Annotated in this window: 25 protein-coding genes; 12 read left to right on the top strand and 13 right to left on the bottom strand. The window is 66.4% G+C overall.

Annotation, left to right across the window (positions count from 1 at the left end; translation table 11 throughout):
- Positions 1-3: 3 nt before the first annotated feature.
- Both HARCEL1_RS07020 and pyk read right to left on the bottom strand, forming a co-directional pair.
- On the bottom strand, positions 4-987 hold the full coding sequence (locus HARCEL1_RS07020) for an ROK family protein (protein WP_108381843.1): 984 nt from the start codon (positions 985-987) through the stop codon (positions 4-6).
- A gap of 181 nt (positions 988-1,168) precedes the next feature.
- A complete protein-coding gene (gene pyk / locus HARCEL1_RS07015) occupies positions 1,169-2,917 on the bottom strand; it encodes a pyruvate kinase (protein WP_108381842.1) in 1,749 nt (582 codons plus the stop codon).
- A 327-nt stretch (positions 2,918-3,244) separates the two neighbouring features.
- On the opposite strand from pyk, the gene HARCEL1_RS07010 reads away from it, so the two are divergent.
- The 7 genes from HARCEL1_RS07010 (at position 3,245) to HARCEL1_RS06980 (ending at position 9,690) form a co-directional block, all read left to right on the top strand.
- Positions 3,245-3,622, top strand: a complete 378-nt coding sequence (locus tag HARCEL1_RS07010) for a DUF7541 family protein (RefSeq protein WP_108381841.1) — start codon at positions 3,245-3,247, stop codon at positions 3,620-3,622.
- Positions 3,623-3,723: 101 nt separating this feature from the next.
- On the top strand, positions 3,724-4,020 hold the full coding sequence (locus HARCEL1_RS07005; RefSeq protein ID WP_108381840.1) for a DUF6684 family protein: 297 nt from the start codon (positions 3,724-3,726) through the stop codon (positions 4,018-4,020).
- 57 nt (positions 4,021-4,077) lie between these two features.
- Positions 4,078-5,832, top strand: a complete 1,755-nt coding sequence (locus HARCEL1_RS07000; protein ID WP_233357304.1) for a cbb3-type cytochrome c oxidase subunit I — start codon at positions 4,078-4,080, stop codon at positions 5,830-5,832.
- 102 nt (positions 5,833-5,934) lie between these two features.
- A complete protein-coding gene (locus tag HARCEL1_RS06995) occupies positions 5,935-6,294 on the top strand; it encodes a DUF7520 family protein (protein WP_108381839.1) in 360 nt (119 codons plus the stop codon).
- A 57-nt stretch (positions 6,295-6,351) separates the two neighbouring features.
- On the top strand, positions 6,352-6,543 hold the full coding sequence (locus tag HARCEL1_RS06990; RefSeq protein ID WP_108381838.1) for a DUF7333 family protein: 192 nt from the start codon (positions 6,352-6,354) through the stop codon (positions 6,541-6,543).
- Positions 6,544-6,613: 70 nt separating this feature from the next.
- Positions 6,614-7,363 (top strand): sulfite exporter TauE/SafE family protein, encoded by a 750-nt coding sequence (locus HARCEL1_RS06985; protein ID WP_108381837.1) that lies wholly within the window; start codon positions 6,614-6,616, stop codon positions 7,361-7,363.
- The gene (locus HARCEL1_RS06980; protein WP_108381836.1) at positions 7,360-9,690 is read left to right on the top strand and encodes a heavy metal translocating P-type ATPase; all 2,331 of its coding nucleotides are present in this window, start codon (positions 7,360-7,362) and stop codon (positions 9,688-9,690) included. Before HARCEL1_RS06985 ends, HARCEL1_RS06980 begins: the two co-directional genes overlap by 4 nt.
- A 24-nt stretch (positions 9,691-9,714) precedes the next feature.
- On the opposite strand, the gene HARCEL1_RS06975 is transcribed toward HARCEL1_RS06980, so the two are convergent.
- Positions 9,715-10,620, bottom strand: a complete 906-nt coding sequence (locus HARCEL1_RS06975; protein ID WP_108381835.1) for a COX15/CtaA family protein — start codon at positions 10,618-10,620, stop codon at positions 9,715-9,717.
- A gap of 95 nt (positions 10,621-10,715) precedes the next feature.
- Between HARCEL1_RS06975 and HARCEL1_RS06970 the strand changes: the two genes are divergently transcribed.
- Positions 10,716-11,411 (top strand): plastocyanin/azurin family copper-binding protein, encoded by a 696-nt coding sequence (locus HARCEL1_RS06970; protein WP_108381834.1) that lies wholly within the window; start codon positions 10,716-10,718, stop codon positions 11,409-11,411.
- A 10-nt stretch (positions 11,412-11,421) separates the two neighbouring features.
- Here HARCEL1_RS06970 and HARCEL1_RS06965 read toward each other — a convergent pair whose 3' ends face one another.
- From HARCEL1_RS06965 to HARCEL1_RS06950, 4 genes are read right to left on the bottom strand one after another with little or no spacing between them, the layout of a single operon-like run.
- A complete protein-coding gene (locus HARCEL1_RS06965; RefSeq protein WP_108381833.1) occupies positions 11,422-11,637 on the bottom strand; it encodes a hypothetical protein in 216 nt (71 codons plus the stop codon).
- 1 nt (position 11,638) lies between these two features.
- A complete protein-coding gene (locus HARCEL1_RS06960; RefSeq protein WP_108381832.1) occupies positions 11,639-12,988 on the bottom strand; it encodes a cytochrome b in 1,350 nt (449 codons plus the stop codon).
- Between the two features lie 4 nt (positions 12,989-12,992).
- The gene (locus HARCEL1_RS06955; RefSeq protein ID WP_108381831.1) at positions 12,993-13,643 is read right to left on the bottom strand and encodes a QcrA and Rieske domain-containing protein; all 651 of its coding nucleotides are present in this window, start codon (positions 13,641-13,643) and stop codon (positions 12,993-12,995) included.
- Entirely contained in the window at positions 13,640-14,221 is a 582-nt protein-coding gene (locus HARCEL1_RS06950; protein ID WP_108381830.1) for a hypothetical protein, read from the bottom strand. Before HARCEL1_RS06950 ends, HARCEL1_RS06955 begins: the two co-directional genes overlap by 4 nt.
- 140 nt (positions 14,222-14,361) lie before the next feature.
- On the opposite strand from HARCEL1_RS06950, the gene HARCEL1_RS06945 reads away from it, so the two are divergent.
- Complete coding sequence (locus HARCEL1_RS06945) at positions 14,362-15,045, top strand: plastocyanin/azurin family copper-binding protein (RefSeq protein WP_108381829.1); 684 nt, start codon at positions 14,362-14,364, stop codon at positions 15,043-15,045.
- A gap of 48 nt (positions 15,046-15,093) precedes the next feature.
- Here HARCEL1_RS06945 and HARCEL1_RS06940 read toward each other — a convergent pair whose 3' ends face one another.
- Positions 15,094-15,726, bottom strand: coding sequence for a DUF420 domain-containing protein (locus HARCEL1_RS06940; protein WP_233357303.1), 633 nt, complete (start codon positions 15,724-15,726; stop codon positions 15,094-15,096).
- 114 nt (positions 15,727-15,840) lie between these two features.
- Between HARCEL1_RS06940 and HARCEL1_RS06935 the strand changes: the two genes are divergently transcribed.
- From HARCEL1_RS06935 to HARCEL1_RS06925, 3 genes are all read left to right on the top strand, one after another.
- On the top strand, positions 15,841-18,165 hold the full coding sequence (locus HARCEL1_RS06935; RefSeq protein WP_108381828.1) for a beta-alanine-activating enzyme beta-propeller domain-containing protein: 2,325 nt from the start codon (positions 15,841-15,843) through the stop codon (positions 18,163-18,165).
- A 201-nt stretch (positions 18,166-18,366) separates the two neighbouring features.
- The gene (locus HARCEL1_RS06930; RefSeq protein WP_108381827.1) at positions 18,367-19,755 is read left to right on the top strand and encodes a cytochrome ubiquinol oxidase subunit I; all 1,389 of its coding nucleotides are present in this window, start codon (positions 18,367-18,369) and stop codon (positions 19,753-19,755) included.
- A complete protein-coding gene (locus HARCEL1_RS06925; protein ID WP_108381826.1) occupies positions 19,748-20,746 on the top strand; it encodes a cytochrome d ubiquinol oxidase subunit II in 999 nt (332 codons plus the stop codon). The genes HARCEL1_RS06930 and HARCEL1_RS06925 overlap by 8 nt, the downstream gene beginning before the upstream one ends.
- Here HARCEL1_RS06925 and HARCEL1_RS06920 read toward each other — a convergent pair.
- From HARCEL1_RS06920 to HARCEL1_RS06900, 5 genes are all read right to left on the bottom strand, one after another.
- Positions 20,740-21,504, bottom strand: a complete 765-nt coding sequence (locus HARCEL1_RS06920; RefSeq protein WP_108381825.1) for a GTP cyclohydrolase IIa — start codon at positions 21,502-21,504, stop codon at positions 20,740-20,742. The two genes, HARCEL1_RS06925 and HARCEL1_RS06920, sit on opposite strands and share 7 nt — an antisense overlap.
- 170 nt (positions 21,505-21,674) lie before the next feature.
- On the bottom strand, positions 21,675-21,971 hold the full coding sequence (locus HARCEL1_RS06915) for a DUF5785 family protein (RefSeq protein ID WP_108381824.1): 297 nt from the start codon (positions 21,969-21,971) through the stop codon (positions 21,675-21,677).
- A gap of 37 nt (positions 21,972-22,008) precedes the next feature.
- A complete protein-coding gene (locus HARCEL1_RS06910; RefSeq protein WP_108381823.1) occupies positions 22,009-22,200 on the bottom strand; it encodes a 30S ribosomal protein S17e in 192 nt (63 codons plus the stop codon).
- A 46-nt stretch (positions 22,201-22,246) separates the two neighbouring features.
- Positions 22,247-22,819 carry a DUF447 domain-containing protein gene (locus HARCEL1_RS06905; protein ID WP_108381822.1) on the bottom strand — a complete coding sequence of 191 codons (573 nt, stop codon included), beginning with the start codon at positions 22,817-22,819 and terminating at the stop codon, positions 22,247-22,249.
- A complete protein-coding gene (locus HARCEL1_RS06900) occupies positions 22,816-23,688 on the bottom strand; it encodes a triphosphoribosyl-dephospho-CoA synthase (protein WP_108381821.1) in 873 nt (290 codons plus the stop codon). The genes HARCEL1_RS06905 and HARCEL1_RS06900 overlap by 4 nt, the downstream gene beginning before the upstream one ends.
- Positions 23,689-23,695 lie beyond the last annotated feature (7 nt).

The raw sequence follows: 23,695 nt of genomic DNA, 5'->3' as shown, positions 1-23,695 counted from the left end.
CGCTCAGACCGTCGCGGAGTCGAGTTCTTTACGGTCGCCCGTCCCGCCGGTCCGGGCACTCGCGAGCGCACCTTTGAGGACGACGTCGTCGCCCAACTGGGTGATCTCGATCTCGGGGACGTTCACGAACACCATCTCGTCCATCTTCTGGCGGATCGGATCGACGACCAACTCGGGGTTGTTGATCGCGACGGCGCCACCGATGTAGATCACCAGCGGCGCGTACGCGGTGGCCATCGAGGAGACGCCGATCGAGTTCCAGAGGGCGATCCGATTGATGATGTAGTCCGCGAAGGCGTCGTCGCCCGCGAACTCGAAGACGTCGACCGCGGAGAAATCGTCGCTATGCAGGGGCAGATCGGTCTCCCAGTCCTCTCGTTCGAACAGCGTGCGTGCGTATCGGGGGATGTTGTCGCCCGAACAGTACGCTTCCCAGTGGCCGTCGCGACCGCAGCCACAGGTCATCACGCCGTCGGGATCGATCGTCTGGTGGCCCACCTCGCCGGCGTTGCCGTCCCAGCCGTGCAGGACGGTCCCGTCGACACAGACGCCGGCCCCGATGCCGGTCGAGATGGTCAGATACGCCATGTTGTCGGGGTTGCGATCGCTGTAGAACCGCTCGCCGATGACGCCCGCGACGGCGTCGTTGTGGAGGTACACCCGGTTGGTTTCTGCGAGGTTCTCGATCGGCCCCGTCAGCGGGATCCGGTCGATCGAGTCCGGCAGGTTCGCCGGGTTCTCGATGACCCCCTCCGCGAGGTCGAGCGGGCCGATCGATCCGATGCCGACCCCCTCCAGGTCGGTCGGATCGACGCCCGCCTCCTCACAGGCTCGCCGTATGGCGCTCAACACGGCCTCGGTCACCTCGATGCCGCTCGGGCCCTGTGGTGTCGGTCGTTTGTGCATCCCCAGCTCGTCGTGCTCGGCGTCTCCGATCACGGCGCGGACGTAGGTCGCACCCAGATCGACCCCGGCGAAGACTGCCATATGCTCGTCCAGAGGAACCACCGCTACTTAATTGCACATATTTACTCGCGCCACCATGGTTATTTTATCTGACAAAAATTCCGGGCTGGCCGCTACTCGGGTGGGACGTCGGCGGCCGACCAGCGACCGGATCAACCCCGGTCGGCGGTCGATTCGATCCGAGCGACGGGGACTGCGGCGGTTATGCCGAGTAGTCGCTGACGACGTCTTCGTAGAGGACGCCCCGCTCGGCGTCGATGGTGACGGTCGTTCCGTCGTCGACGCCCGTCGGAACGGCCGCGTCGATGATCATCGGGACGCCGTGATCGCGTGCCACCGACGTGATCGGTGAGATGCGCGTCTCGCGGGCGTCGACGATGCCGCCGATCCCGGAGATGTCGCCCTCGATGTCGCCGTCGAAGTCGGCAGGGATCGCGAGGATCGCCCGGTCGGGGACCGATCCGACGTCGCCGTCCTCGACCCGGACCAGCGGTCCGGTCGCGAGTCCGGAGACGATCGCTTCCCCGGAGACGAGCGTCTCCGCGGCGATGTGTATCTTGAGCATGTTCGAGGTGTTGACGCCTTCGAGGTCGGTCATCATCCCCGAGACCACGACGACCGTGTCGCCGCTCTCAGCGACGTTCGTCCGGAGTGCGGCCTGGACGGACTCGTGGATGATCGCGTCCGCGCCCTCGGTCGTGTACGGCGTGGTCACGGAGTGAATCCCCCACGAGAGGCCGAGTTGCCGGCGGACGCGGTCGTTGGGCGTCGTCGCGACGATCGGAACGCTCGGGCGGAACTTCGCGGTCTTGAGTGCGGTGTACCCCGACTCGCTCGCGGCGACGATCGCAGCGGCGTCGAGGTCGTCGGCCAGCGTGCGAGCGGCGTGGGCGAGCGCGTCGGCCTGGGACTCGTCCGACGGCGGGACCCGCTCGTCGCGGATCCGCTCGTAGACGTCGCTCTGTTCGGTCGCCCGGACGATGTCGTGCATCGTCTCGACGGTGCGGGCGGGGTGAGCGCCGATCGCGGTCTCGCCGGAGAGCATGACCGCGTCGGTGCCGTCGAAGACGGCGTTGGCGACGTCGGAGGACTCCGCGCGCGTGGGGCGGCGGGACTGTTCCATCGAGTCGAGCATCTCGGTCGCCGTGATGACCGGAATGCCCGCCTCGTTGCATTTGCGGATGATCTGTTTCTGGAAGACCGGAACCTTCTCCAGAGGGAGTTCGACACCGAGGTCGCCCCGGGCGACCATCACGCCGTAGGTCTCCTCGATGATGTCGTCGAGGTTCTCGACGGCCCCTTTCCGTTCGATCTTGGCGACGACGGGGACGTCCGCGCCGAACTCTTCGAGGGTGTTGTTGATCTCGATGATGTCGCTGCCGTCGCGAACGAAACTCGCGGCGACCAGATCGACGTTCTTCTCGGCGGCGACTTCGAGTTCACGACGGTCTTTCTCGGTCGGGAAAGGAAGGTCCAGATCGACGCCGGGCACGTTGACGCCCTTCCGAGCCTTCAGTTCGCCACCGTTCTCGATGTGGACGTAGACGTCCGATCCGTCGACCTCTTCGACGGTGGTCTCGATCCGACCGTCGTCGAGGAGGACACTGTCACCGGGTTCGACGACCGAGATGTCGACCGACAGGCCGACGTCCTCGGGAGTCGCAGTGTCGCCCTCGAAGAATCGGACGCGACTGTCTCCCTCCAGATAGATCGGCTCGTCGATGTCGGCGGTCCGGACTTCCGGGCCGGGAATGTCGTGCATGACCGCGAGGCTGCGGTCGACTTCCTCGTCGACTGCACGGATGCGGTCGATGACGTCTTTGCGGTCCTCGGGGCTGCCGTGGCTGGCGTTCAGACGAGCGACGGACATCCCTGCTTCCGCGAGATCGCGGATCTGTGCCTTCGAGTCAGACGCTGGTCCAAGTGTACAGACGATTTTGGCGTTTCGCATTTGTTGAGTTCCTCCCGTGTGCAGACGGGCCGGTAGCGTGCGCTAGCGCAACCTCTGCGCCCCGGTAATATGAAGCTTTTCAGAGCGATGCCTACTACCTACGAAGGATACTTATCGCAGAGCCGTGTCCAAGATGCACATGCTACGGATCACCGCACGTCGCGCGCGGCGTCAGAAAGTGGACAATCCGGCCGTGTTGGGGACGGAACCGCGCCGAGAGCCGGTCGGCGTTGCCGGTGTTTGGACGGGTCTGGCCGGTGATTGGCGGGGGGTGGCATCGATGACCGGCACCGGTGGGTTTCTACTTCAGGAGTGCGAACACGTCCTATGGTCGAGTCGACTGGCGTCGCTGAGGAGTTCGATCGCAGTAGTCCCTGGCCACTGTTGATCGCGCTCGGACTGGCCCTCTCGGAGTTCGGCGTCTTCTTCGGTGGGATCTTCGTGCCCGTGGGTGTCGCGGGTATCGTCCTGTTCGCGGGCAGCGTCGTCGGCATCCTCGTCGAGACGGGCTACGTCGACAGTCACCGCCGCGGCGCACTGATCGTCGGCGGGACGATCGTCCTGATCGGCGGCGTGCTGTACGGGTTCAGTGCGGTCTCGGTGCAGTTCGATCTCTACACCCGCGCGTTCACGGTCGTTGTCGGTGGCCTCCTGGCGGTCGGCGCCGCGCTGGTTCTCGGCGCCCTCGACGCCACGTCCTCGTAACCCGACCGGTGTCGCGCCGTCGAACTCTGCCTCGAACTCGTAGTGGGGGTCGGGCCTGCCGGTACCCGAATTTTTGAGTCCGGACATCGTCTATGCGGCGTATGAGCCGCACCTTCGACAAGCAGGTCGTCCTCGACATCACGGTCAATCTGGTGCCGATGGCCGTCCTGCTCGGTTTCGTCGCGATGATCGCGTTGCTCGACCCGTGGTCGGATCTGGGCCTCGTCCCCGGGATTCAGCAGTATCTCCTCATCTTGATCCCGCTGCTCGCACTCGCGTGGATCACGAAGGTGGCCGTCGAGGCGATCGAGCGCTCGGGTGGAGAGGTCGAACCGGCGGGGGTCGGCCTCGACGAGCGCGACCCTCCTCGTCGATCACCCGACGAGACCGAGAAGTAGCAGGCAATCCTGTCGCTTTCCGATCCTATATACTCCCGAGTGTCGTATACCGATCCAATGGCAGTTCCTCCACAGCTCGTCGTCTCGCTCGTCATGGGGGCTCTTCTCGTGGCGGTGTTCGCCTGGCTCGCCCGCGTCGAGGGCTGGGCGACACCGATATCGGGCGGCGAGACGGCGACGACGAGGCGGTACGGAGCGGAGAAACCCGTCGGACTGTTGCGCTGGCTCACGACCGTCGACCACAAAGACATCGGAAAGCTCTACGGGGTGTTCGGCGTCGTCGCGTTCGCGTGGGGCGGTGGCACCGTCCTGTTGATGCGCCTGGAACTTCTCGGACCGGGGGCCGATTTCATGACCCGGGAGTACTACAACGGGCTGATGACCACCCACGGGATCACGATGCTGTTCCTGTTTGCCGCGCCCTTTATCGCGGCGTTCGGGAACTACGTCATCCCACTGTTGGTCGACGCCGACGACATGGCGTTTCCGCGCGTCAACGCCATCGCGTTCTGGATCCTCCCGCCCGCGACGCTGTTGATGTGGTCGGGCTTTTTCCTCAAACCGCTCGGCTTGAGCATCGCGCCGGCGTCGATGGGCTGGACGATGTACACGCCGCTGGTCACCCAGCAGGCCAACGCCGGGATCGATCTGTTCTTGCTGGGCTTTCACCTCTCGGGGATCGCGACGACGATGTCCGCGATGAACTTCATCGCGACCATCGTCGCCGCCCGCGACTCGACGACGGTGCCCTGGTCGAAACTCGACATCTTTAGCTGGACGATCCTCACCCAGTCGTTTCTGATCGTCATCGTGTTCCCACTGCTCGGCGCGGTCATCGTGATGATCTTACTCGATCGAAACTTCGGGACCCTGTTTTTCGACCCCGCAGGTGGCGGTGCGATCCTCTATCAGCACCTCTTCTGGTTTTTCGGCCACCCCGAGGTGTACATCCTCGTGCTCCCGCCGATGGGGCTGGTCAGCCTCATCCTCCCGAAGTTCGCGGGTCGGAAGCTGTTCGGGTTCAAGTTCATCGTCTACTCGACCATCGCGATCGGTGTGCTATCATTTGGTGTGTGGGCCCACCACATGTTCACGACCGGGCTCGACCCGCGCCTCCGAACGTCGTTCATGGCGGTGTCGATCGCGATCGCAGTGCCGAGTGCCGTGAAAGTGTTCAACTGGATCGCGACGCTGTGGAACGGGAAGATTCGCCTCAACGCACCGATGTTGTTCATGCTCGGTGCACTCCAGAACTTCATCATCGGCGGGGTCACCGGGGTCTTCCTCGCGGCGATCCCGTTCAACCTCGTGATGCACGACACCTACTACGTCGTCGGTCACTTCCACTTCATCGTCTACGGGATGATCGGGTTCGCGCTCATGGGCGCGACCTACTATTTCTTCCCGATGATGACCGGGAAGATGTACAACCGGCGACTCGCACAGGGACACTTCTGGCTCGCCCTGGTCGGGTCGAACGTGACCTTCTTCGCGATGATGTTCCTGGGCTACGGCGGCATGCCCCGGCGGTACGCGACCTACCTGCCGAAGTTCGCGACCTGGCACCAGGTCGCGACGCTCGGGGCGATCCTCATCACGATCAGTACGGCGCTGTGGGTCTGGAACATGATCCAGTCGTTGCGCGCCGAGCGGACCGTCACCGACGGCGACCCCTGGCAACTCGCTGCCGTCGGCCAGTACACCCGTGACTGGGCGTGGTTCGAGAGCACACGCGGGCCGGCGGTCACCGACGGCGGGACCGACGAGTCAGTTCATCAGGACGACCGCGAACCCCGCCGCGGCGACGAGTAGGACGATCACGATCAGGACGAGCATGAGTCGCTCTTTGTCGTTCATATCGGGGAGTGGGACCGGGAGCGCAAAAGGAATGGCTATCCGGTGAGAACCTCCCCCGTGGACACCGATACCGAGTCACCGGGCAAGGACTCGCGGGCGGGCACCGACCTGACAGGCGACGACCGGAGTGGCCACTCAGCGACCGACGAAGGGGTCGAGAGCGCGGCGGCCGAACCGGCGATCGCAATCTCCGGGCGGCAGGCCGTCGTGGGGATCTATCTCGTCGCGGTCGTCCTCGCGGCGGGGTTCGGGTTCGCGCTCGCGCTCACGATCGACGCCGGCAACGTCGCTGCATTCGGCCCGATCACCTTTCAGATATCGCCGCTCAACCTCGCGGTGTACGGCGCGGTCTCCGTGGGTGTCGGCCTCGGCGCGTTCGTGGGGCTGGCCGCCTTGGTCGCCAGCCGACACTCGTGACCCGATCGGCAGCGGACGGGCCGAACGTCTATGGGGATGGCCGTGTGAGTCGATCGTATGGAACTCGACTTGCTGCCTGCAGCTGGCGCGCTCGCCGCCGTGATCGCCGTCAGTGTGGGTGCGCTGATCGCCTTGCCGTGGATGAGTGCCTCGACGGTCGCGATGATGGTCCTGCCGTCGATGGTGATCTACGGAGCGATCGCGTTCGTGATCGGCACCAGTTACGGACAGTCGCGGGCCGGCGCGTGATCGCAGGGATCGTCGCATCGGGGGCGCTCGGACGGCCCGAATCGGGTGGGCGAGGCCGACCGATCGCGTGATGGCCGTCTTCGACCTCGCGGTCTTCGCGGCGATCGGCCTGTTCGGCGGGGCCCACTGCATCGGAATGTGTGGCCCGCTCGCGACCACCTACGGCGACCGGGTCCAACGTGACGCCGGCCCCCCGACGTGGTTCGCGATCCGCCAGCACACGCTGTATAACCTCGGCCGGACGCTCTCCTACACCGTCGTCGGCGCACTGCTCGCGACGATCGGTGCGCTCGTCTACGGCGCGGCCGATCTCGCGGCGATCGGAACGCTCGTCCGCGGGGTCGTCGGCGTCGTCGTCGGGGTGCTCATCGTCGCGCTCGGTCTCGCGCGCCTGCGCGGTGGCGGTGGCGCGACACTGTTCCCCGAAGGCCCGGGCGGACGCCTGTTCGCGACGGTCACCCAGCGCGTCTCCCGACACGTCGATCGCCTCGTCGAGGGGCCGGGCATCGTCGCGCTCGGCGCGCTCCACGCAATCCTCCCCTGCCCACTGCTGTATCCGGCGTACGCCTACGCTGCGGCGTCGGGTGACCCGATCGCGGGCGCGAGCGCGCTCGCCGCGCTCGGCCTGGGCACGATCCCCGCGATGTTTCTCGTTGGCACGACCGCGGGCGCGATCTCGGGAGCGCGTCGCCGGACGATCGACCGCGCGCTCGGGGCGATCTTCGTCGTCCTCGGGTTCGTCCCGCTGCTCATGGGTCTCGCGACGCTCGGTGTCCCTGTCCCGACGATTCCGATTCCACACGCTATGCCACTCTCATGACCTGTACGCTGTGTGACCTGGAGACGCCCGACCCGCCGGTGACCGACCCCGAGGTCGACGGGGAGTTTTGCTGTCGGGGCTGTCTCGAAATCTCGCGCACGCTGGGCGACGTCGATCCCGAGGCGCTCGACCAGCCAGCGACCGACAGCGCGGTTCCCGACGACGCCGAGACGGCCTTTCTGACCGTCGACGGCATGCACTGTTCGGCCTGCGAGAGCTTCGTCGCGGGGACCGCGACCGACCACGACGGCGTCTACGCCGCCGAAGCCTCCTACGCCACCGAGATGCTCAAGGTGCAGTACGATCCCGACCGGATCGGGACCGACGACCTCCCGGATCTCGTCCGGCGCATGGGCTACCGGGCGGCGATCCCCGAGGTCGGCACGCAGGCCAGCGAGCGCGAGCGATTCGGTCGTGACGAACTCCGGACCGTCCTCGGCGCGCTGGGCTTGATGGTGGTGATGACGCTGTACACGTTTTTCATCTACCCCGTTCACCTGGGGATCTACCCCGAGTCGTTCCACACGACGACGGGCGCGCGCATGATGGTCTTCTTCCCGCTGCCGATCGTCAGCACGCTCATTCTCGGCCTGGTGGGCTATCCCATCTTCCGGGGTGCGTACGTCAGCCTCGTCTCGGGCCGGCCGAACATGGACGTGCTCGTCGCGGGTGGCGCGCTCGCGGCGTGGGGCTATTCGATGGCGGTCGTGCTCGGTGGCGGCACGGAGGTGTACTTCGACGTCTCGACCGCACTGGTCGCGGTCGTCACGATCGGCGATTTCGTCGAGACGCGCGTCAAGCGCCGCGCGCTCGGCCGACTCGGCGAGTTGGACTTCGGCCGCATCTCGGAGGTCGATATTCGTGAGGACGGCGAAACGGTCACCCGCGCGATCGAGGCGGTCTCGCCGGGCGATCACGTCGTCGTCAAGCGCGGGCATCGCATCCCCGTCGATGGCACGATCGTCGAGGGCGAGGCGGCTGTCGACGAGTCGCTGCTGACCGGCGAGAGCGACCCGCGCCCGGTCGCGCCCGGCGACGACGTGGTCGGCGGGACCGTCCCCGTCGACGGACGGCTGATCGTCGCAGTCGGGCCGGACGCGACGAGCACGTACGACCGCGTCCTGGGCGAACTCTGGTCGCTGCAGTCCGGCGAGACCCGCGCGCAGCGACTCGCGGACACCGTCGCGGCGGTGTTCGTCCCGTTCGTGATCGGACTCGCCGTTCTCGCCGCGATCGGGTGGATCGGGACCACCGGGTCGATCGCGCGCGGCATCGTCGTCGGCGTGAGCGTCCTGGTCGTCTCGTGTCCCTGTGCCTTTGGCCTGGCCACCCCGCTGGCGGTCGCCGCGGGCGTCGATCGCGCCGCCAGCGACGGTGTGGTCGTCACGCAGGCCGCCGCGCTCGAATCGCTCCCGACGATCGACGTGCTCGCACTCGACAAGACCGGGACGCTCACGACCGGCGAGATGGCTGTCGATCGCGTCGAAAGCGCCGATCCCGCGCGCGTGCTCCGCGTCGCGGCCGCGATCGAGCGCGAGGCCGACCACCCGATCGCCGACGCCATCGTCGCGGCGGCCACGGATCGGGAGATCGATCTCGCGGACACCGACATCGCGGAGTTCGCGGAACTTCCGCGTGGCGCGACGGCGACCGTCGACGGGCGATCGGTTCGGCTGGGCCATCCCGATCTGTTCGACGGGTGGGACGTCCCCGACCGCTGGGCCGCGGCGATCGATCGCGCCCGCGCTGACGGCCTCGTCGTCACCGCGGTCGGCATCGACGGCCGCGTGGAGGGCCTGATCGCGGTCGGTGATCGCCCGCGTGAGGGCTGGGCGGACGCGCTCGACGCGCTCGATGTCGAGCGTCGGATCGTCGTGCTCACCGGCGACGACCAGGGCTCGATCGAGCCGTTCGCGAGTCACCCGGCCGTCGACGACGTGTTCACCGGTGTGCTCCCCGAGGCCAAAGCCGAGACGGTCCGCCGGTTGCGCTCGGCACATGGCTCGGTCGCGGTCGTCGGTGACGGGACCAACGACGCGCCCGCGCTCGCAGCCGCCGATCTGGGCGTCGCGTTCGCGTCTGGCACGGAACTCGCTTCGGAGGCCGCGGACGCGACCGTGTTGGAGGGTGGCCTCGATGCTGTCGCACGCCTGTTCGTCCACGCGCGGACCGTCCGCTCGCGCGTGCGCTCGAACATCGGGTGGGCGCTGAGCTACAACGCCGTGACGCTGCCGGCGGCCGTCGCGGGCCTGATCAACCCGCTGATCGCCGCTGTCGCGATGGCGGCGTCGAGTCTCGTCGTCGTGGCCAATTCGGCGCGAGACTGACTGGGTCGTCTTCTCGACCGCGCGCTATTCGATCTCGATCGTCTGAGCCGGGGTCTCGACTGGGCCGTCCCCACCCGAATACGCCATCGTCACGAACAGCGCGCCCTGGATAGCGATCAGCCCCATCGCGAGCAGTTCGATCGGGCGCGTGATCGGGACGACGCCGACGACGAGAGCGATCGTCGCGACGCTCAGGACGGCCCCGCCGCCGGCGAGCGCCGTGAGCCGACGCCGACCGATCTCGCGGGCCCAGATCGCGAGCGTGAGAAACGCCGCGAGTTGACCGATCGCGACCAGGTGGTGGGTCGTCTGGACCAGCGGGCGGAAGGTCAGCGCACCGCCGCGCGCGACCGCGAGTTGCAGCGCCGCGAGCGAGATCCCACCCGCCGCGGCGTAGGTCAGCCGCCGGGCGGTCGGACCCGCGCCGCGCGCGATGTCGAGCCAGACGATCGAGGCGACGAGACTCACGAAGATACCGAGTGCTGCCGCGAGGTGGAGAATCTGTGTCGGAGGGGCGTACCCGCCGGGCAACAGGCCGGCGATCGTGACCGTCGCCGCGCCGAAGACGACCTGCAGCGGGAGCAAGAGGGCGGCGAGCCCCGCGCTGCGCGAGATGCGCGTGCCCGTGTGGGCTCGCCACTGGACGATGGCGTTCCCGAGGATGGCGTACCCGACGAACATCGCGACGAACCGGTGGAGCCACTCGACGAACTGCGGGACCGAGAGCCCGATCGGTGAGAGCTGTCCGGCACAGCCGGGATAAGTCGCGTTACAGGTCGCGCCCGCGCCGATCGCGGCGGTGTACCAGCCCAGCGCGAGCAGTGCGGCCGTCGACAGCAACGTTCCCGCTCCGATCGCGAGCGCGTGCCGGCGACACCAGTGGTCGATCGCACGCCCGACCCCCGTGATTCGGTCCGTCCACTCCGCCATGGTCGAACGTTGGCGAGGCGATGCAAAACTCCTCGCATCCCCGACGCGTGCCCCGCGACCGAACCGTATTAGGTGCGCTCGGCGCTACACCGGGCATGGACAGACGTGGTTTTCTCGCGGCGGGCGCGGCCTCGCTGGCTGGTCTGAGCGGGTGTCTCGGCGTCATTGCTGAGGACGCGTTCGACGTGGGGATGACCTCGAACGCGTTCGTTCCCCGGGAGTCGATCGCGGTGCCCGATCACGCGCCCGACTGGGTCCCCCGTGGCGTGCCTACCCACCGCGCGACCGTCGGCGACCCGGTCGTCTGGGAGAACACTGGATCGCGCAACCACACCGTCACGGCGGCGACGCCCGCCCACAGCACCGTCGAGGAGATGCTCGACATCGAGCACACCCACGGGTCGGGGGGCCACTCGGGCGACGAACACCACGGGGAGCCCACGACAACGACAGAGAGTCACGACGATCACGATCATTCTCACGACGCGGAACCGACGACAACGACCGACAGCCACGAAGATCACGATCACGCTCACGATTCGGAGCCGTCGGGTGCCGGAGCGGCCGATTCGGCCCCGTACCGACTTCCCACTGGAGCCGCCTTCTTCGCCTCGGGTGGGTTCGACGACGAGGTGAACGCCGTCAGGTCGTTCGTCGAGGAACTCGGGGGTGGCGGCGCAATCTCGCCCGGCGAGCAGTTCGTCCACACCTTCGAGGTTCCGGGCTGGTATCACTACTACTGCATCCCGCACCTCGCGGCGGGCATGGTCGCGACCGTCTACGTCGAATAGTGCGTCTCGGTCACTGCGTTGTGGTCGACGTTTCTGAAGGCTCGTCCTCGGCGGGCCGGATCACGACCGTCACGACGCCGACCGCGACGCCCGCCAGTCCGAGCAGCCACGAAATCTCGGGCCAAAACTCCGGGACGAGCGCCATCGAGAGCAAGGCGAGCGCGAGCATTTTGGTCACTCGATCGACCCAGAGATAGCGGCGCGCGGGCAGCGTCGGTCGGTCCACGCTACTCCGCCTCGGCGGCCGCACGCCGACGCACACCGCGCTTGAGCACGGCGTAGGTGATCAACCCCCAGAGCGCGGGCACGACGGCGACGAGGATGCGCAGCGGCCACATCACGGCCCCGGTCTCCATGCCGACGACACTCGCGACCGCTCCGTTCTGGGCGGCGATCGAGAGCATGATGATGAACGTGATGCCCGCGACGCCGATTGCCGTCGGCGCGGGGCGCTGGATCGGATCGGCCGTGAAGTGCGCCTCGTCGTCCGACCAGTCGATAAAGGGCCACATGACGAGGACGTTCGAGATCAGGCCCGGGATCACGACGCCGCCGACGAACTCCGAATAGGGAATCGGCCCGACGAGTTTGAGCAGACCGAACACCCAGGTGATAAACCAGTCGGGCGCGACGCCCGGCGGCGTCGTCGTCGGATCGCTGGGCCCCCACAGCGGCAACCGCTGGACCGGGAAGAAGCCGGCGAGCAGCGCGATGACGCCGAACACACCGAGGAAGGCCACGATCGTGATCGCCGCCTGGTTGGGCAGGAGTGGCATGCCCACGACGCGGGAGTCGTCGTCACCGTCGACGCCCGCGAGTTCGTCGGGGTCGCGCGCGGACTGCTGTTCGGTGTGTTTCTGCCGGACGAGCAAGCCCATGTGGGCCGCGAGCAACCCGCCGATGACCAGCGGGAGCGCGACGACGTGATAGAAGTACAGTCGGGGCAAGATCGTGCCGGCGTTGTCCGGCCAGCCACCACCGAAGACGAGGCCGCGGACGAACTCGCCGAGCACGGGGATCGACCCGGCGATTTCGAACCCGATCGCGGTCGCGGTCGCGCCGTAGTTGTCGAACGGCAGCGCGTACCCCATGTACCCCTCACCGAGCACGAGAAAGAGCAGGGTCGCGCCGATCACCCAGTTGAGTTCGCGTGGGTTCCGATAGGCTCCGGTGAAAAACACCCGGAACATGTGGAGCCCGATCGCGGCGATGAACACGTAGGCGGCCCAGTGGTGGACCATCCGGATGAACATCCCCGCGGGCACGTCGTAGCTAATTCTGAGCACGCTCGCGAACGCGACGGGCACTTCCTGGCCCGCGAACTGCGCCGCCGCGCCCTCGTAGACGACCAGTTCCGACCCCGGCCGGTAGAGAAAGCCCAGGAAGACGCCCGTCCCGATCAGGATGAGAAAGCTGAACAGTGCCATCTCACCCAGCAGGAAAGAGCCGTACTTGTCCTCGGGGAACGCCTTGCCGAACAGCGAGTCCTCCAGGTCGAGGCGGTCGTCGGCCCAGTCGTACACGTTCCGCTGGATGTGGGGCAGATCGTCGAGCGACGGAATGGGTGGACCCTGCATGGTATCACCCTGGCCCGATCGTATCGTCGAACTCACCCGTCGCCACGATGAGTTCGTCGTCTTCGGTCAGCCCGATCGGGAGCTGTGGCAACGGTTTGGTCGCCGGGCCACCCGCGACGCTCGCGCCTTCGAGCGGGTCGAACTCGCTCTGGTGGCACGGACACAGGAAGTACTGGCCGTCGGGGCCGCTGCGCTGGGAGACGATACAGCCCGCGTGCGTACAGACTCGCGAGTACGCGGCGTAGCCGGCGACCGTCCCGGACACTGTCGTCGGGTCCTCGTAGTCGCCGTCCGTGAACCGGACGAGCACCGTCGTCGCCTCCTGCGTGCGGATCGGGCCACCGCCTTCGGCCTCGGGGAAGACGGTCATCGTCTCGCCGCTGCCCTCGGGGATGGCGTCGACGCCGAGCGTCTCGCCTGCCTCGTCGACCAGGCGGACGCCCTCGGCGTACAGGCGGTCGGGGCCGCCCTCGAGGGCGGCCCGATCGAGGCCGACCAGGCCCGTGACGGCGAAACTGCCGATCGCGGCGGTCCCGGCGATACCCGCGAACAGCGTCGCGGCGTTGCGCCGGGTCGTCCGGAGCAGTTCCTCCCGGCTCTGCTCGCCCTCGGCGGTCGATGCGACTGTGTCTGTCTCTGACTCCGGATCGCTCATGAGTGATCTCTCTGTTCTGCGACGGTGATCGAGGGCAGGAAGTAGGTCGTATAGCAGACGACGAGTTCGGCCAGCGAGAAACTGCCCAGTGCAGCGTAGAGGCCGAGGAACTGCAGGCGTGCCGCGCCGAGCGTCTCGACGGCGAACAGCGTCGCAAAGAGGACGGTCAAAAACGCGAACAGACCGACGAGCGCGACGCCCGCGAGGTCGGCCCGCGCCGGCCAGTACGCGACGATCTCGCGGAACTCGCTCTCGACGAACGATGGCACGCCCGGCAGGTCGTCGGCCGACCCGTGCTGTGGCTCGCCCGCGCGCCCGATGCGGTCGACGAATCTGACCTGAAACGCCAGGAAGCCGAAGATCGCGAACACGCCGAGCCAACTCAACACGCCCGAAACGTACACGGACACTTCCGTCGGTGTCGGCAGGAAGCCAGCAGTCGGCGCGAGCGAACTGTTCTCGGCTGGCTGGACGGCGATCTCCTCGAAGCTGTTGTGGCCGGTCTCGATCGTGAGCGCCCACATCGGCAGGAGTACGGCCCCGATCAACAGGGCGATCACCACCGTCTCACGTCTCATTACCATCCCCTCCGACGTGGTCGCGGGCCCGGCACATGTACGTGCGACTATCTGACGGCGGTGGATTATAAAGGACCCGCCCGCGGCGATCCGGACTGGCTACCCCCAGAGTCAGGACCCTCGATCCCGTCGATCGACGTATGAGACGTCGAGCCTTCCTCGCGACCGTCGGATCGGCGGCCACAGTGGGCGCGGGAGTGGGTGCCGCCCAGGACGCAGACGATCCACGGGCAGGCAGCGGGACCGCCGACGACCCGTACGTGATCGGGATGTACACCGACGGGACGGACTTCTATTTCGACCCGGTCGGCCTGTACGTCGAACCGGGCGACACCGTCCGGTGGGTCAACGAGAGCGGGAGTCACTCCGCGACGGCCTACACCGAGGACAACCAGGGCGCCAGCACGCGGCGCATCCCCGAGGCGGCCGACTCGTGGGACAGCACCGTCTTCGAGGAGTCGGGCGCGAGTTACGACTACACCTTCGAGGAGCCAGGCACGTACGACTACTACTGCATCCCGCACAAGGGCCTCGGGATGGTCGGGCGCATCGTCTGTGAGGAACCCGGCGGACCCGCGACGGAGAGCGATCCGCCAGACGACGTGGGATCGGGGATCTGGCCGCCTGCCGAGGCGATCACGGAGAATCTCTCGCTGTCCTATCCCTACGTCCCGGAGTCGGGCGGCGGCGGACTGCCCCTCCTCGCGATCGCTGGCGTCGGACTGTTCGGTCTCGGCGCGGCGTACCTCTTCAGCGAGTACGACATCGGTTCCGGTCGGTACGGCGAGGAGGCCCCGGACGACACCGAAACCGGTCTGGAGTAGCTCGAATCGCTTTTTTCCACCGCTCCGCCGATTTCCCCGCCGCTCGGCCTAGTACGGCCCGACGACGTACTCCCACCCATAGAAAGTCAACAGCAGGTGCGTGACGATCCCGAGGACGAGACTCAACGTCCACGTGCCAGCGGCCCACCTGCCGATCCGCGGGTGAGCGGTCTCGGGGAGACGGTCGATCGGTGTGACGAGACCGACGACGAGCGCATACGAGACCAGCGGAACCGCCAGCGCCGAGAGAAGCAGGTGGATCGCGAGCATCGGGAAGTAGACCAGCCCGACCATCGCTGGCCCGTCGAAGGTCATCGTCCCGCCACCGCCGACTTTCTGGAGGTAGACGACCAGAAACAGTGCGATCGTCGCGACGCTCGCGAGCATCGCTGTGCGGTGACGGGCGACCCGGTCGTTGTGGATGTAATAGACGCCCGCGAGCAGGAAGGTCAGCGAGATCCCGTTGAGCACCGTGACAACACGCGCGAGCAACTCCGAGGTCTCTCGGCCGATCGACGGCCACGGGAGCACGCCGGCGAAGGTCAGCCCGACGAGCAGGTACGCGATGAGTGTCAGCAGACCCGTCACCGCCAGTGCGTGCTCGCGGGCCCACGGCCAGTCGATCGTTGCACCCGACGGCCTGTCGGCCATCGTGTCTGTCTTTTCCTGAATGTCGGCCATCGACTGGCGTCTCGGTCGCGTCGGGCTTCATTGTTCGGACCCCGCCATCGTGATCGGAGTGACCGAGGACCGTTCGAAGACCCGCACGTGCGACGCCGTGGTTCGACAGTCGAAATGCGGAGCCCCGAAGTGGACCGGCAACAAGTTGCACGTATGCAGCAATCGCCAACCCGTCGACAGATTTTACGAGCGAGTGGGGCGACGATACTCGGGGGGAGCGTCCTGACTGCAGGGACCCACACAGTCACGGCTCACCGGAGCACCGACGACTGGCACCAGTTCGGATACGACGACGCCAATACGGGGCACGCAGCGGACACGACTGGTCCGGTTACAGGCGTCTCCCCTGAATGGCACTTCCCGGATGTTTCCGGACTGGAATCGTCGCCCACGGCCGACGGCGACACTGTGTATCTCGGCACTGTTCGGGGTGTCGTCGCCCTTTCGGAGGCCGATCGGTCAGTCCGGTGGCGCACCCGCTTGAGTTCGCCCGTCAAAACCACACCAGTCCTGGCTAACGGTACCCTCTACGTCGGGACGGCCGATGGGACTGTCTGTGCGGTGGATCCGGCCAGTGGGGCCGTTCAGTGGCGGTTTGAAACCAACGCTCGGATGTATTTTTCACCCGTTGTGTCTGATGGCACGGTCTACGTCGGGAGTGGCGACGCCAGTGTGTACGCACTGGACGCGGTCGAGGGGACCGAACTGTGGCAATACGAAACCGGGGCAGAGGTCCATTGTACACCAGCAGTGGCGGATGGAACCGTCTATGTCGGGGGCATCGACAACAACGTGTACGCACTGGACGCCGGAGATGGCACTGTCGAGTGGCAGTTCGAAACTGAGGATACCGTGATGGGGTCGCCGGCGATCGCGGACGGGACCGTGTACGTCGGGAGTTTCGACAACACCGTCTACGCGGTGGACGCGAGTGGAGGCTCCGAAGAGTGGCGTTTCGATACCGGTGACAGGGTCAACTCATCGCCGGCGGTGGCGGATGGGACTGTGTTCGTCGGGAGCTTCGACAACAATGTGTACGCACTGGACGCGAGAGACGGGGCCGTCGAGTGGCGCTTCGAAACTGACGACTGGGTGAACTCATCACCAGTGATAGCGGATGGGACCGTCCACGTCGGAAGTTACGACGGCAACGTGTACGCACTTGACCGAACCCATGGGGCCGTCAAGTGGCGCTTTGAGACTGGGGGATGGGAGAGAAGCCAATCGGCAGTCGCGGACGGGACTATTTCACCATCGGTGAGAGATAGCACCGTCTATGTCGGAACTCAGAACAGTGTGTACGCGATCGATGCTGCTAATGGGACCGAACGCTGGCAGTACGAAACTGGCGCCCCTAACGATTCGTCTCCGGCAGCCGTGGATGGGACCGTCTACCTCGGGAGCACCAACAGTCGTGTGTCTGCCATTGATGCGGGCGATGGCACCGTCCAGTGGCAGTTCGAGACCGGTGACGAGGTGCATTCGTCACCGGCAGTGGACGATGGAACGGTCTATATCGGGAGTTGGGACAATCGTTTGTACGCACTGGACGTAGACGATGGCACCATTCAGTGGCGCTTCGAAACTGATGGTGAACTGAACTGCTCGCCAGTGGTCGCGGACGGGACCGTGTACGTCGGGAGTCTCGATAATCATGTGTACGCGGTCGATGCGGACGATGGGACCGAACGGTGGCGTTACGAAACGGGTGACGAGGTGCATTCATCACCGGCAATCGTCGATGGGACGGTTTACGTGGGGAGTTGGGACGACAGTATCTACGCAATAGACGCCGGGGATGGCACTGTCCAGTGGCGGTACGAAACCACTGGTGGCGTGTCGTCGTCACCGGCAGTGGCGAATGACACCGTGTACGTCGGAAATTTCGAGGGGATCGTGTACGCGTTGGACGCCGAAGACGGCAGCGTCGAGTGGGGTCAGACAACGAATGGTGTCATAAATTCGTCACCAGCGATCGCAGATACCACCGTCTACATTGGGAGTTGGGACAACACTGTCTACGCCCTGGATGCGGACGACGGCACCAAACGATGGGAGTACCGAACGGACGACGAGATACATTCTTCACCGGCGGTCGCAGACGGCACCGTCTACGTCGGGAGTGATGACGACAGTGTGTACGCACTGGACGCGACAGACGGAACAGTACAGTGGCAGTACGAAACCGGCGATTGGGTGCCCCAGTCACCGTCGGTGGCGGACGGGACCGTCTACATCGGGAGTTTCGATGGATTGGTGTATGCGTTGACCGAACCAGCCAGAGACACACCATCACCAGCTGTCGAACCGACCGAGACAGCAGAACCACGACAACAGGACACGGAAGGGAGTGGTATCGATGCCCTCCCGATTGCAGCCGGGCTGGGACTGATCGGTCTCGGGGGCGGCGGTGGCGCGCTCTGGTGGGTCCGCCAGTGAGGTGATCGCTAACCAAAGCGTCCTGCTGTTGATAAAGAGATATAGTCCTCGACACGGCCCAACGGGCTCCGGAAAGTCAGTTTCTCCGCTCCGTGCGCGCAAATTAAACCGCCCAGTCTCTTCCCGGTGACCGAGAACGATGGCACTGGTATTTGAGGCTGCTTCACTGGAAACCGTCATGAGTTCATTTCACAGCCACACATGATCGATCCTGTCCTGGCGAGCCGTCTGCAGTTCGCGCTGACGACGGCCGTCCACATCCTGTTTCCGGCGATCAGCATGGGCCTCGCACCGTTTCTGGTGTATTTCACGTGGAAGTCGATCCGGTCAGACGACCCGATCTACACCCGTCACCAGCGGTTCTGGACGAAGATCTTCGCGATCACGTTCGTCTGTGGAACGGTCACGGGGATCGTCCTCGAATTCGAGTTCGGGACGAACTTCGCGACGTTCTCGACGGCGGTCGGTGAACTGTTCGGTGGGCCGCTCGCCACCGAGGGGATGATGGCGTTTTTCCTCGAATCGACGTTCCTCGGCGTGTTCGTGTTCGGGCGCGAGCGCGTCTCCGATCGACTCTACATGCTCTCGGCCGTGCTCGTCGCGCTCGGATCCTGGCTGTCGGCGGTCTGGATCCTGATCGCGAACTCCTGGATGCAGACGCCACGGGGCTACGAGATGGTCGAGGAGGGTGGGATGGAGGTCGTCCACCTCACCGATCCGATCGCGGCGTACGCCAACCCGCGGTTCGTCTGGATGTTCGTCCACATGCAGACCGCAGCGGTCATCTCCGTCGCGCTCCTCCTCGCCGGCCTCGCGGCTTATCACGTGCTTCGCGACCGCGATCCGGAGTTCTGGACGCTCGCGCTCAAGGTCGGTGTCGTCGCACTCCTGATCACCGCGCCGCTGCAGGCGATCCAGGGCGACGCCTATGCCCGGCACGTCCACGAGACTCAACCGCAGAAGTTCGCCGCGATGGAGGCCATCTACGAGACCGACTCGGGGGTCGTCGAGGCGCTCGTTGCCGTCCCGACGGATCTGGAGGGCTTTACCGATCCGCGCACGACTGATCTGTTCATCATCGGAATCCCCGGCGGGGCCTCCTTCCTCGCGAGCGGGGGTGATCCGACCGCGGAGATACAGGGGTTGAACGAGTTCGAGGGCATGCCGCCCGTCGCGTACGTGTTCTGGTCGTTCCGCTTGATGATCGCGCTGGGCTTCTGGTTCATCGCCCTCGGCCTCTGGGCGGGCTATCGGTGGTCACAGGGCCGCCTGACGACCGACCGACGGTTGTTGTACGCACTCGTGCTGTCGGCCGGCGGCGGTCTGTTCGCGACGGAACTCGGGTGGATCGTCACCGAGGTGGGCCGCCAGCCCTGGCTGTTCGACGGACCCTCCGGATCGCTTCGGACCGCCGAGGGGGTGACGACCTCGCTGACCGGCGGCGAGGCGACGCTGACGCTCGCGGGGTTCGTCCTGGGGTACAGCGCCTTGCTCGTCGTCTACGTCACCGTCGTTCGGTGGATGATCCGCAACGGACCGCCGTCGGCCGCCGATGTCGGCATGGCCGAGGAGGTGACCAGCGATGCTTGAGACGCTCACGAGCGGGCCACTCTTTGGCCTGCCGTTGACCGGACTCTGGTTCGTGCTGCTCTTTGCCCTGTTGGGAACCTTCATCTTCCTCGATGGGTTCGACTTCGGGGCGGGCGTCCTGTTCGCCCGGGCCGAAGACGACCACGAGCGGGAGACGCTGCTCGCGATCGTCGGGCCCTTCTGGGACGGCAACGAGGTGTGGCTCATCGTCTTCGGCGGGGCGATGTTCGCGGCGTTCCCGCCGCTGTACGCCAACCTGTTCGGCCGGCACTACCTGCTGATGTTCGCGATTCTCGGGGCGCTCATCCTGCGCGGGATCGCCCCGGAGATGTACGAACAGCGCGCGGATCCGACCTGGCGGCGCTGGTGGGGCCGATCATTCGTCGTCGGGAGCGTCCTCTCGCCGTTCTTTTTGGGGATGTTCGCGGGCAACTGGCTCGTCGGCGCCGAGCAACTCGTGACCGTCCCCGGCGTCGTCGTGGGCCTCGCGCTCGTCGCGCTGTGTGTCGTCGACGCGGCAGCCTTTATCGGGACGCGCTCGGAACCCGGGCATCTCCAGACCTCGCTCGAACGAAGGGGCCTCACCGCCCTCGCGGGCTATCTCGGGGCGATCGTGCTGGCGATTGGCTACCTGGTCGCGCTTCGGCCGGACATGCGTGGGGCCATCCTCTCGGTGCCGGTGATCGCCCTCGTCGTCGCGACCCTCGTCGCCGCCGGGGTGTACGCGTGGGCGATCCGAGCGGATCGCTTCCAGGCCGCCTGGGTGAGCACCGCCGGGATGGTGTACGCGCTGGTGGCGATCGTCGCACTCCTCCTCTATCCGACGATCGATCCCGCTGTCGGCCTCACGGTCGAGACGGCGATCGTCCAGCCACTCCCCTTGAACCTCATGACGCTCATGACGCTTGTTCTGATGCCGTTCGTACTCAGTTACTTCTGGGTGCTCTACTCGACGTTTTCGGGCCCGATCGAGCACGGCGAAGGCTACTGAGCCGAGTCGTCGATATCGACGTCGTGGCCGTTCTCGCGACAGCGTTCGAGGGCGTGTTTGGCGGCCATGCCCGCCGACTCGGCGGTCGCGCCGCCACCGACGCCGACCTTGAGATCGACGCCCGCCGCCTCGTCGACGTGGGCGATCGTCTCCTCGAACGCTGCTCGATCCAGGTCGGGGCAGACCGCGATGACGTTGTCACCGCCGACGAAAAAGGCCAGGCCCTCGTGGGCCTCGTAGAAGTGCGCCATCAGTTCGGCGTAGCCGCGTTCGATGTGGGCGAACGTCGCGAACGCGTCGAGGCGATCGGTCAACCGCTCGGTCGCGTCGTTGACGTCGAAGTGTGCGATCGTGAGGTCGTCGTCCGCGGACTCGTCGAGTATCGAGCCGGACAGCACCTCGCGCCGCTCGGCGTCCTGGGCACTCCCCGCGTCCTGGATCGCTTCGGTCGCCGCTTCGAGTGCGACCGCGGGAGAGGGGTCGACACCGATCCCGAAACTCGTCGTCACGGGGTAGCGATTGCGGATCGAGGTCTGGACCTGCCGGTGGACCGATTCGTCGATGCCGTTCGTGACGGCGATCATGTTGTCGAATCTGGTGAAAAAGACGTAGCCGCCGCGCGATCCGAACTGCTGGGAGAGGTCGGCGTACAGCCGTGACTGCAGCGTCTGGAGGTCGACCTCGCGTCTGGGCTCCGGCGTGACCGTCCAGGGACCGTAGTTGTCGATCTGGACGAGAGTGACCTGCGTGTTCGGCACGTTCGCGGATCGGCACCGGTCGAATAACTCTCCTTCGTTCCGAGATCGATCACGAAATCGTGACGCGACGGCCCGTGACGGAACGATCCGCGACGGGACGACCCGCGACGGGACGACTCGTCACGTTATGCGAAGTCGCGCTATCGATTCGTGACCCAACGTGCGTCACGCTATGCAGCGTCGCGATCGAGGCCCCACTGCCCGTTCGCGCGCATCGCGTCACCGACGATCTGGTGATACGACTGGATGTCGTCGATCTCTGTGGCGTCGACACCCTCGAAAATCTCTGCGACGCTGACGACGCGATCCGCGTCGATCCGGACGGGGTAGTCACCGTACTCGTCGAGATACGCCGGGATCGCGAGCGGAAATTCGTCTTCGTCGACGGTCTTGACGAGCACCGCGTGGCCGTACTTGCGTCGGCCTTCGCTGCCCTCGTCGCCGTCCGGGTCGTGCGGCCAGTCCATGGGCCGTCTGATCGCGGACCGATAAAAAGCGTTGTCCCTACTCGGCGGTCGGGCCCGCGCGCTTGTGGGTGACGTAGCCCGCGATGCGGTTGCGGACGCCTTTGGACTCGATGTTGGTGACGGCCTCGACGAGGTCTTTGTTGCGCTCGAAGTCCGTCCCGAAGGCGTCGGGATACGTTTCCATCAGCAGCGTTGCGGTCTTCTTGACGTAGGCGGGTTTGATGGCCATACGGTCGATTGCCGACTCGCCGTCATAAGCGATTCGACTCGTCCGGTCACTCTGCCGCGGGGTCCGCACGCAACTGGTGCAGCCGTCGCATCGCCGCCCGCGCGCGTTGATCGCCACAGGAGTCGACGACCGACTCGGCGTCCGTGATCCGTTCGAGCAGTCGATCCCGATCGGTGTCGGGGACGCCCAGACGCGAGGCCGCGACGGCCGCTTCGACGACCGCGCCGACCGCGCGTTCGATCCGGGGCACCGTCCGCCGCTCGACCGTGGCGTCGACGGGGTCGAGCGCCCACTCGGTCCACGGCGTCTCGCCTGCCTCGCCGCGATCGATCTCCCGAGCCTCGATCTCGACCCGGGCGGGCGCGCCGAGGTGTGGGTCCGCGACCCACTGCTCGCCCAGTGCGGCCTCGACGACGAGCGCGGGGTCGCGCGTGAAGTGGACGACGCACTCTCCGCAGGCGCGAAGGTTTGCGTGTGTCTGGCTTCCGCCGTAGGTCCGCGCCCACACCGGATCGCCGGCGTGGATCCCCATCGCGGCGACGCGGTGTGTGCCGTCGCCCGCGGGCGTCGTCACGACCGTCTCGGTCACGCCCCGGAGATCGAGTGGCCAGGCGCTCATACCGTGAGCCCCCGCTGGAGCGCGACGAACAGGCCACCGGCGAGCAGGTCGGCGGTCGTCCCGGGGTTGATCGATCGCTCCTGAAAGCTCGCGGTGATTGCGTCGAGACTCGCTTTCCCCTCGCGGACGGCCTGTGCGCGCTCGCTCGCCCACTGTGCCGTCTCGGCGTCGTGCTGGATCGCGATCAGCGTGTCTGGCTGGTCCGCGAGCGTGTCGAGCCAGACTGCCGCCGCCCGATCGAGGACTGGGCCCTCGCCCGCGCGGAGTCGCCGTGCGATCGCGAACGTGCGCTCGAACCCGTCGGCGTACTCCCGGCCGATCGCGTTGCGTGCGGCGTCCGCGACGAGCAACGCCCCGAGGTCGATCTCCCGTTCTCGAACCGCTTGAATGGCCGCGTCGGCGTCCCGCACGTCACAGTCTGCGAGCGCAGGCGGTGGCTCGTCGACCGCGACGTCGACGTGATCGAACGCCTCGAAAAAGGCGACGCTGTCCGCGACGGTCGTCCGATCGACGACGGCGCGCGCCCCGTCGCGGGTCAATGCGCCGTGGGCCTGGGCCCGCACCAGCGGGACGAGCACGAGGAGCCCACCGAACTGGGTGTTGCCGCCGCGTTGGGTGGCCATGCCCGCCACGGCCCGCTCGAACGCGCGTCCGAGGCCCACGTCGGGGCGGGCCGCCATCGAGAGGCCGTCGAGCGCACCGACCGCGCCGGCGAGAAAGTGCTCGAAGCGCAGATCGCTGTGATCGTGCGCGCGGTCGACGTTACCCGGCGTCGGCGTCGCCGCGACTTCCAGGAGGAGCGCGAGCATCGCGGCCTGGGCGGGCGTCCGCTCGGTAGCGCTCGGTTCGGCCCGGGAGTCGGGGCTCATCGGCACC

Origin of the sequence: Halococcoides cellulosivorans (genome assembly GCF_003058365.1) — an archaeon.
Classification (GTDB): Archaea; Halobacteriota; Halobacteria; order Halobacteriales; family Haloarculaceae; genus Halococcoides; species Halococcoides cellulosivorans.
The sequence above is the reverse complement of the archived record's forward strand: the minus strand, read 5'-3'. Positions and strand labels throughout refer to the sequence as shown.